Raw genomic sequence first — 8711 nt, 5'->3', positions numbered from 1 at the left:
GGCTCCGGTCCAGGCCCCGGCGGCTCCCGCCGCTCCGGCCCCGGCTCCGGCTCCGGCGCAGCCCGCCCCCGTCGCCCCGGCGCCGGCCGCTCCGGCCGCGCCTTCCGGTGACGACGGCGCGTACGTCACGCCGCTGGTCCGCAAGCTCGCGTCCGAGAACAACGTGGACCTGAGCGCGGTCAAGGGCACCGGCGTCGGTGGCCGTATCCGCAAGCAGGACGTCGTCGCCGCCGCGGAGGCCGCCAAGGCCGCCGCAGCCGCTCCGGCCCCGGCAGCTGCTCCGGCGGCCGCCAAGGCGCCGAAGCTGGAGGCCTCCCCGCTGCGCGGTCAGACGGTCAAGATGACCCGCATGCGCAAGGTCATCGGCGAGAACATGATGAAGGCGCTGCACTCGCAGGCCCAGCTGACCTCGGTCCTCGAGGTCGACATCACCAAGCTGATGAAGCTGCGCAACCAGGCGAAGGCCTCCTTCGCCGCCCGTGAGGGCGTCAAGCTGTCCCCGATGCCGTTCTTCGTGAAGGCGGCGGCCCAGGCGCTGAAGGCCCACCCGGTCATCAACGCCCGGATCAACGAGGACGAGGGCACCATCACGTACTTCGACTCGGAGAACATCGGCATCGCCGTGGACGCCGAGAAGGGTCTGATGACCCCGGTCATCAAGGGTGCGGGCGACCTGAACATCGCCGGTATCTCCAAGAAGACCGCGGAGCTCGCGGGCAAGGCGCGCGGTGGCGGCCTGACGCCGGACGACATGTCCGGCGCCACCTTCACCATCAGCAACACCGGTTCGCGCGGGGCCCTGTTCGACACGGTCATCGTGCCGCCGAACCAGGCCGCCATCCTGGGCATCGGCGCGACGGTCCGCCGTCCGGTGGTCATCGACCACCCGGACCTCGGCGAGACCATCGCGGTGCGCGACATGACGTACCTCTCGCTCTCCTACGACCACCGTCTGGTGGACGGCGCGGACGCCGCCCGTTACCTGACCGCGGTCAAGGCGATCCTGGAGGCCGGTGAGTTCGAGGTCGAGCTCGGCCTCTGAACGACCCCGCTGTAACCAGCCTCACCAGCGGCGCCCCCGTCCGGAACTCTTCCGGGCGGGGGCGCCGCCGTATTGTCTAAACAGCCCGGGAGGCCCACCGCCACCGTGATGATGTAGGCAGCACCGGTCTGCCCTGAAGGAGCACCTCATGACCCCGCCCGTCGTCCACTCGCTGCGCGAACAGATCCGCGAGCACATCGTGGAGGGGATCGTCAGCGGGCGCTGGAAGCCGGGCGAGCGGATCGTGGAGCGCCGGATCGCCACTGAGCTGGAGGTCAGCCAGACGCCGGTGCGCGAGGCGCTGCGCGAGCTGGAGACGCTCCGGCTGATCGAGTCGGCCCCCAACAAGGGCGTCCGGGTCCGCAACCTCACCGCCGCCGACCTGGAGGAGAGCTACCCGGTCCGGGCCGGCCTGGAGCAGATCGCGGCGGAGCTGGCGGCCCCCCGGCTCGGCCAGGACTGCTCGGCGCTGGCCCCGCACGTGGTCGCGCTGTACGAGGCGGACCGGCTGGCCGACGGCGAGGCGCAGGTGCGGCACACGGTCGGCTTCCACCGGGAGATGGTGCGGGCCGCCGGGAACGCGGTGCTGCTGCACACCTGGGAGGGGCTGGGCATCGAGGTGTTCACGGCCCTCTCCATCCGCTGGCTGGGCACGGTGCAGAAGTCGTACGCGGAGGAGCACCAGGCGCTCATCGACGCGTTCCTCGCCGAGGACCCGCAGATCGGGGCGCTGGTGAAGGCGCATGTGCTGGGCTGCGCGCCCCGGGCCTAAGCCCGTACAGCCGTCCGATCATCTGGCGCCCGACCTGCTCTTCCGTGCAGGTCAGCGCCCTATTTGCACGCTATTTCGCGTCACTCCGTGCCCCTTTTCGAGGCACCCCATGCCACTTTTCTTCGTATCGAGAAGTTTTGCCTTCAATCCTTTGATCGATCATCGATCAGCGCCTTACAGTTCACTTCGCGGGCCCACCGGCCCCATCGCTCTGTCCTGCCAGATAGAGCCTTCTCCACCCCCCTCCTCTCCGGAAGGCGGCGATCATGACCGACCCCGTAGGAAAGCTTCCGAGCGAGCTCGACCAGCTCCCGGACCGTGACCCCGAGGAGACCGCCGAATGGGCGGCCTCCCTGGACGCCGTCACCCAGGCCGCCGGCCCGCACCGCGCCGCGTACCTGATGCGCCGCTCGCTGCAGCACGCCGAGGGCGCCGGTCTCGCGCTGCCCAAGCTGCTGGAGACCGATTACGTCAACTCCATCCCGACCGCCGCCGAGCCCGCGTTCGACGGCGACCTGGAACTGGAGTCGAAGATCACCGCGTGGAACCGCTGGAACGCGGCCGCGATGGTCACCCGTGGCTCGCGGTTCGGGGTCGGCGGCCACATCGCCACCTTCGCCTCGGCGGCCTGGCTCTACGAGACCGGCTTCAACCACTTCTTCCGCGGCAAGGAGGGGGACGGCAGCGGCGACCAGCTCTACATCCAGGGCCACGCCTCCCCCGGCATCTACGCCCGCGCCTTCCTCGACGGCCGCCTCAGCGAGCAGCAGCTCGACAACTTCCGCCAGGAGGCGGGCGGCGAGGGTCTGCCCTCCTACCCGCACCCGCGGCGGCTGCCCTGGCTGTGGGAGTTCCCCACCGTGTCGATGGGCCTCGGCCCGCTCTCGGCCATCTACCAGGCGCGCTTCAACCGCTATCTGGCCAACCGCAACATCAAGGACACCGCCAACTCGCACGTCTGGGCCTTCCTGGGCGACGGCGAGATGGACGAGCCCGAGTCGACCGCCGCCCTGGCCCTCGCGGCCCGTGAGCAGCTCGACAACCTGACCTTCGTCATCAACTGCAACCTGCAGCGCCTCGACGGCCCGGTCCGCGCCAACTTCCGCGTGGTCCAGGAGCTGGAGGCGCAGTTCCGCGGGGCCGGCTGGAACGTCGTGAAGACGCTCTGGGGCAACGCCTGGGACGAGCTGTTCCAGCTGGACACCACGGGCGCGCTGCTGCGCCGCCTGCGCGAGGTCCCGGACGCGCAGTTCCAGACGTACGCCACCCGCGACGTCGCCTACATCCGCGAGCACTTCTTCGGCGCCGAGCCCGCGCTCGCCGAGCTGGCGAAGCTGCTCACCGACGCGAAGATCGCCGAGTGTTTCTACACCTCGCGCGGCGGCCACGAGGCCCGCAAGGTGTACGCGGCGTACAAGGCGGCCGTGGAGCACAAGGGCGCGCCGACCGTGATCCTGGCCCAGACGGTCAAGGGCTACACGCTCGGCAAGGGCTTCGAGTCCAAGAACGCCAACCACCAGATGAAGAAGCTGTCGATCGACGAGTTCAAGGGCATGCGCGAGCTGCTCGGCCTCCCGATCCCCGACAGCGCATTCGAGGACGGTCTGGTCCCCTACGGCCACCCCGGCGCCGACTCCCCCGAGGTCCGCTACCTCCAGGAGCGCCGTGCCGCCCTCGGCGGCCCCGCCCCGGCCCGCCGGATGCACGCCTCGGCTCCTCTGCCGCAGCCCGAGGAGCGCGCCTTCAAGGCCCTCTACAAGGGGTCCGGCAAGCAGGAGATGGCCACCACCATGGCGTTCGTCCGCCTGGTGAAGGACCTGATGCGGGACAAGGAGACCGGCAAACGCTGGGTGCCGATCGTCCCGGACGAGGCCCGTACCTTCGGTATGGAGTCGCTCTTCCCGTCCGCCGGCATCTACTCGCCGCTGGGCCAGACGTACGACCCGGTCGACCGCGACCAGCTGATGTACTACAAGGAGGCCAAGGACGGCCAGATCCTCAACGAGGGGATCACCGAGGCCGGGGCCATGGCCGACTTCATCGCCGCCGCCACGTCGTACGCGACGCACGGCGAGACGATGATCCCGTTCTACATCTTCTACTCGATGTTCGGCTGGCAGCGGACCGGCGACCAGATGTGGCAGCTCGCCGACCAGCTCGGCAAGGGCTTCATCGTCGGCGCCACGGCGGGCCGTACGACCCTGACGGGTGAGGGTCTCCAGCACGCGGACGGCCACTCGCACCTGATCGCGGCCACCAACCCGGCCTCGCTCAACTACGACCCGGCGTTCGCGTACGAGGTCGCGGTGATCGTCAAGGACGGTCTGCGGCGGATGTACGGCCCCGACGCCGAGGACGTCTTCTACTACCTGACGGTCTACAACGAGCCGAAGCCCCAGCCCGCGATGCCCGAGGGCGTCGAGGAGGGCATCGTCAAGGGCCTCTACCGCTTCAAGGAGGGCACGCCCGCGAAGGCGGACGCGCCGCGCCTGCAGCTGCTGGCCTCCGGTACGGCGATCCACTGGGCCCTGGAGGCCCAGGAGCTGCTGGCCGCCGACTGGGGCGTCACGGCCGACGTCTGGTCCGCCACCTCGTGGGGCGAGCTGCGCCGCGACGCGCTGGCGGCCGACGAGGCGCTGCTCCGCGGTGAGCAGCAGGTGCCGTACGTGACCCAGGCGCTCTCCGGTGCGCCGGGCCCGGTGCTCGCGGTCAGCGACTGGATGCGCCAGGTCCCGGACCAGATCAGCCAGTGGGTGGAGCAGGACTGGTCCTCGCTCGGCACGGACGGCTTCGGCCTCTCCGACACCCGAGCCGCGGCCCGCCGCCACTTCGGCGTCGACGCCCAGTCGATCGTGGTGGCCTCGCTGGCCCAGCTCGCCAAGCGCGGCGAGGTCCCGGCCTCGGCGGTCAAGGAGGCCCGGGAGCGCTACGGGCTCTGAGCCCCTCCCGTACCCAGGTGAAGCCCCCGGTCACCGGGGCGGGCGCGTCCGACAACGCGTCCGCCCCGGCGGCCGGGGGCTTTCCGGCGTGGCCCGCCGGGCCGCTGCCGCCACAATGGGCCCATGCGTGCTGCCCGGCTGATCAAGATGGTGCTGCTCCTGCAGGCCCGCCCCGCGATGACCGCCGCCGAGCTGGCGGCCGAGCTGGAGGTGTCGGAGCGTACGGTCACCCGGGACGCGCAGGCGCTCTCCGACGCGGGCGTCCCGGTCTACGCGGAGCGCGGCCGGGCGGGCGGCTACCGGCTCGTCGGCGGCTACCGCACCCGGCTGACCGGCCTCGCCCGCGACGAGGCGGAGGCGCTCTTCCTCTCCGGACTGCCCGCGGCGCTGCGCGAGATGGGCCTGGAGGACGCGGCGTCGGCGGCCCGCCTCAAGGTGTCGGCCGCGCTGCTGCCCTCGCTGCGCGACGCCTCCTCCTCCGCCGCCCGCCGCTTCCACCTGGACGCGCCCTCCTGGTACCACGAGCCGGAGACCCCCGAACTGCTGCCCGCCATCGCCGACGCGGTCTGGGACGACCGGCTGCTGCGGGCCCGCTACCGCCGAGGCGGGGGCCGCGAGACGGGCGAGCAGGGTACGGAGGTGACGCGGGAGCTCGCTCCGTACGGTCTCGTCCTCAAGGCCGGCGTCTGGTATCTGTGCGCCCGGGCCGGCGAGGACTTCCGGGTCTACCGGATCGACCGCTTCACCGCCGCCGAGCCGGCCGAGGAGCGCTTCGAGCGGGACGAGACCTTCGATCTGCCCGGGTTCTGGGCGGAGCGGGCCGCCGGGTTCGCCCGGTCCCTGCTGCGGACCGAGGTGACCGTACGGGTGTCCGGGCGCGGGGCGCGGATGCTCGCGTACACCGGTGACCGGGCGGCGGCCGCGGCGGCGCTCGCCGAGGCCTCCGAGCCCGGCCCGGACGGGTGGCGCACCCTCACGCTGCCGGTGGAGTCGCCGGACGTGGCGTACGGCCAGCTGCTGGGGCTGGGGCCCGAGTTGGAGGTGCTGGCGCCCGAGTCGCTGCGGCTGCGGTTCGCGGAGGCCGCCGAACGTCTGCGCGAGATGTATCGCTGAAAGGCTTCAATTCGGTGTCTGCGCGTGCGGGAGCCCCCGTCAGGCTGGATGCTGGACCCGTGATGGACGAAACGGAATTCTGGGAGATCATCGACAGCACCCGCGAGGCCGCCGAGGGCGACCCCGAGGACCACGCCGACCTGCTGGTGGAACGGCTGGTGCAGCTCGATCCCGATTCCGTGCTGGACTTCGCCCGGCACTTCGAGGCCCGCTACAACCGCGCCTACGCCTGGGACCTGTGGGGGGCGGCTGCCGTGCTGCTGGGCGGGGCGAGCGACGACGCGTTCGACTACTTCCGCTGCTGGCTGATCGGCCAGGGCCGGGAGGTCTTCGAGGGGGCGCTGCACGATCCGGACAGCCTGGCGGAGCTGCTGGAGGACTTCGACGAGGAGATCGACGGGGACGGCGAGGACCTGGGGTACGCGGCCGACGAGGCGTACGAGCAGCTCACCGGTGTGGTCGCGCCCGACCTGGGGCTGCCGCCGCAGGCCGCCGAGCCGCTGGGCACCCCGGTCGACTTCGAGGACGAGGAGGCGCTCGCCGCCCGCTTCCCCGAGCTGTGGGACCGCTTCGGGCCGCGGTGACCTCCCCGCCCGGGCGTCAGGCGGGGCCGAGCGGGCGGCCCATGCAGACGTCGTCGACGTAACGCCCGTTCAGGAAGAACTCCCCGGGCAGCACCCCTTCGACGGTGAAGCCCTCGGAGGCGTACAGCGCGCGGGCCGGGTCGTTGTGCCCGAGGACCCGCAGGGTGATCCGGTTGGCGCCCTGGCGGCGGGCCTCGGCGAACGCGGCCCGCAGCAGGGTCCGCCCGACACCGGCCCCGCGCGCCCAGTCCGCCACGGCGAGGCCGCGTATCTGGCGCACATGGGCGTTGGAGGCGAGCGGGGTGGGCGGGATGAGACGGATGTACCCGGCGATGCCCGCCCGGCCGTCCGCCGTCTCCGCCTCCACCACGAGGAAGTCCTCCGGCGGGTGCCGCTCGCCGAAGAAAGGGTCGTACGGGGGCGTCGGCCGCGGCAGGACCGCGTGCAGCGTCGACCAGGTGGACCGGTCGAGCTCGGCGAGCTCGGCGTCGTCGGCGGGCACGGCGGGGCGGACGGGGCGGAGGGTGAGTGCGGCCATGGGGTCACTGTGCCACGCGGTGTTCCCGGTGTTCGAGGCGTTTCATGGGGCAGGATGGGCCCATGCCGAGCTCCCGTATCGCCGTCAGCGGATCGTCCGGACTCATCGGAGCGGCGCTGGTGCGCTCGCTGCGCGCCGACGGGCACGAGGTGGCCCGCCTGGTGCGCCGCCCCGCCAGAACCGGCGACGAGGTCGAGTGGGACCCCAAGCGGGGTTACGTGGACGCGGCCGGGCTCGTCGGCTGCGACGCCGTCGTGCATCTGGCCGGGGCCGGGGTGGGCGACCACCGCTGGACCGAGGCCTACAAGCGGGAGATCCGGGACAGCCGGGTCCTGGGCACGGCCGCCGTCGCCGAGGCCGTCGCCTCGCTCGACACCCCGCCCCGCGTCCTGCTCTCCGGATCCGCCATCGGCTTCTACGGCGACACCGGGGACCGGCGGGTGGACGAGAGCGCGCCGCCCGGGGACGGGTTCCTGCCCTCGGTCTGCGAGGAGTGGGAGGCGGCCACCGCCGCCGCCGAAGAGGCGGACATCCGCACGGTGCACGCGCGGACCGGCCTGGTCGTCGGCCGCGAGGGCGGGGCCTGGGGGCGGCTCTTCCCGCTGTTCAAGGCCGGTCTCGGCGGGCGGCTCGGCAACGGCCGGCAGTACTGGAGTTTCATCGCGCTGCACGACCACGTCGCGGCGCTGCGTCACATCCTGGACACCGAGTCGCTGACCGGGCCGGTGAACCTGACCGGTCCGGAGCCGGTCACCAACGCCGAGGTGACCGCCGCGATGGGCCGGGTGCTGCGCCGCCCGACGCTGTTCCCCGCGCCGGCGCCCGCGCTGAAGCTCGTGCTCGGGGAGTTCGCGGAGGATGTGCTGGGCAGCCAGCGGGTGGTCCCGGCGAAGCTGCTGGACTCCGGCTTCTCGTTCGCCTTCCCGGGCATCGACGGGGCGATCCGCGCCGCACTGCGCTGAGCCGGACGCGCCGGGGCCCCCGGTCGCGCCGCGCGCCGCGCCCGGGGCCCACCGGTCCGCGCGCCCCCTTCGCGACCCGCCCGGTGCGGCGTGTGCGACCCCGTGCCCCGGTGCTCCCCGGCACGCGCGTCTGACCCAGTATCAGCCATCCTCCTAGCCTCGATGCGAACTCCGGCATTCCGGGGACCTGTTGGGGGCAAGAGCCCCCCACCAGTCGCACCGACTCGGGGAGGGGCACGTGCGCAGCACGGCACACCACGCAGACGTGGTCATCATCGGGGCCGGAATCGCCGGCCTGTCAGCGGCCCACCTGCTCATCGGGGCGGGGCTCGGCGTCAGTGTCCTGGAGGCCGCGCCCCGGGTGGGCGGCCGGCTCGCCACCGACGAGGTGGACGGCTTCCGGCTGGACCGGCTCGGCCCGCTGCTCTGCACCTCCTGGCCCGAGCTGACCGGCACTCCGGGGCTCGGCACCCCGGAGCTGCGGGAGTTCGCGCCGGGGGTCCTGGTCCACAGCGAGGGCCGACGCCATCTCACCGGCGACATACGGAGCGCGAGGGGCGCACTCAAGGCGGTACGCACCCGTTCGAGCGCCCCCCGAGCGCCCCGCACTCCCTGGGCGGCGCAGAGCGCGTACGGGAACGAGCACGGCGCTCCGGCGCGCGGCGGCGGCCGGGGCAACGTGGTGACCGGGGCGATCGACCGGGCCCGGCTGGGCGCGGCGCTGTCCCGGCTGGCGGCCACCCCCGCGGCCCGGCTGCTGG

8 protein-coding genes are annotated in these 8711 nt (G+C 72.7%); 7 read left to right on the top strand and 1 reads right to left on the bottom strand.

Annotated elements, in window-relative coordinates; all coding sequences use genetic code 11:
* The 5 genes from sucB to G3I54_RS09780 form a co-directional block, all read left to right on the top strand.
* On the top strand, positions 1–1042 hold a 1042-nt coding region (gene sucB, locus G3I54_RS09800), incomplete at its 5' end, for a 2-oxoglutarate dehydrogenase, E2 component, dihydrolipoamide succinyltransferase (RefSeq protein ID WP_164613140.1).
* 148 nt (positions 1043–1190) lie between these two features.
* Complete coding sequence (locus tag G3I54_RS09795; protein WP_164613138.1) at positions 1191–1814, top strand: GntR family transcriptional regulator; 624 nt, start codon at positions 1191–1193, stop codon at positions 1812–1814.
* A 266-nt stretch (positions 1815–2080) separates the two neighbouring features.
* A complete protein-coding gene (gene aceE / locus G3I54_RS09790; protein WP_164613136.1) occupies positions 2081–4753 on the top strand; it encodes a pyruvate dehydrogenase (acetyl-transferring), homodimeric type in 2673 nt (890 codons plus the stop codon).
* A 123-nt stretch (positions 4754–4876) separates the two neighbouring features.
* Positions 4877–5866 (top strand): YafY family protein, encoded by a 990-nt coding sequence (locus G3I54_RS09785; protein ID WP_164613134.1) that lies wholly within the window; start codon positions 4877–4879, stop codon positions 5864–5866.
* 62 nt (positions 5867–5928) lie between these two features.
* Positions 5929–6450, top strand: a complete 522-nt coding sequence (locus G3I54_RS09780; RefSeq protein WP_164613132.1) for a DUF4240 domain-containing protein — start codon at positions 5929–5931, stop codon at positions 6448–6450.
* Between the two features lie 16 nt (positions 6451–6466).
* Here G3I54_RS09780 and G3I54_RS09775 read toward each other — a convergent pair whose 3' ends face one another.
* A complete protein-coding gene (locus G3I54_RS09775; RefSeq protein ID WP_164613130.1) occupies positions 6467–6988 on the bottom strand; it encodes a GNAT family N-acetyltransferase in 522 nt (173 codons plus the stop codon).
* 62 nt (positions 6989–7050) lie between these two features.
* On the opposite strand from G3I54_RS09775, the gene G3I54_RS09770 reads away from it, so the two are divergent.
* Together G3I54_RS09770 and G3I54_RS09765 are read left to right on the top strand one after the other, a co-directional pair.
* Positions 7051–7950, top strand: a complete 900-nt coding sequence (locus G3I54_RS09770) for a TIGR01777 family oxidoreductase (protein ID WP_164613128.1) — start codon at positions 7051–7053, stop codon at positions 7948–7950.
* A gap of 238 nt (positions 7951–8188) precedes the next feature.
* A partial coding sequence (locus G3I54_RS09765; protein WP_164613126.1) for an NAD(P)-binding protein occupies positions 8189–8711 on the top strand: 523 nt, incomplete at its 3' end.

It is taken from the genome of Streptomyces sp. SID14515 (assembly GCF_010548505.1).
Lineage (GTDB): Bacteria > Actinomycetota > Actinomycetes > Streptomycetales > Streptomycetaceae > Streptomyces > Streptomyces caviscabies.
Note: the sequence above shows the minus strand (reverse complement) of the source record. Positions and strands in the feature narration are given on the sequence as shown.

What these genes read in the sequence shown, in the direction of transcription:
- aceE (WP_164613136.1), top strand. Translation starts at nt 2,081, where the DNA reads ATGACCGACCCCGTAGGAAAGCTTCCGAGCGAGCTCGACCAGCTCCCG.
- G3I54_RS09770 (WP_164613128.1), top strand. Translation starts at nt 7,051, where the DNA reads ATGCCGAGCTCCCGTATCGCCGTCAGCGGATCGTCCGGACTCATCGGA.
- G3I54_RS09775 (WP_164613130.1), bottom strand. Translation starts at nt 6,988, where the DNA reads ATGGCCGCACTCACCCTCCGCCCCGTCCGCCCCGCCGTGCCCGCCGAC.
- G3I54_RS09785 (WP_164613134.1), top strand. Translation starts at nt 4,877, where the DNA reads ATGCGTGCTGCCCGGCTGATCAAGATGGTGCTGCTCCTGCAGGCCCGC.
- G3I54_RS09795 (WP_164613138.1), top strand. Translation starts at nt 1,191, where the DNA reads ATGACCCCGCCCGTCGTCCACTCGCTGCGCGAACAGATCCGCGAGCAC.
- G3I54_RS09780 (WP_164613132.1), top strand. Translation starts at nt 5,929, where the DNA reads ATGGACGAAACGGAATTCTGGGAGATCATCGACAGCACCCGCGAGGCC.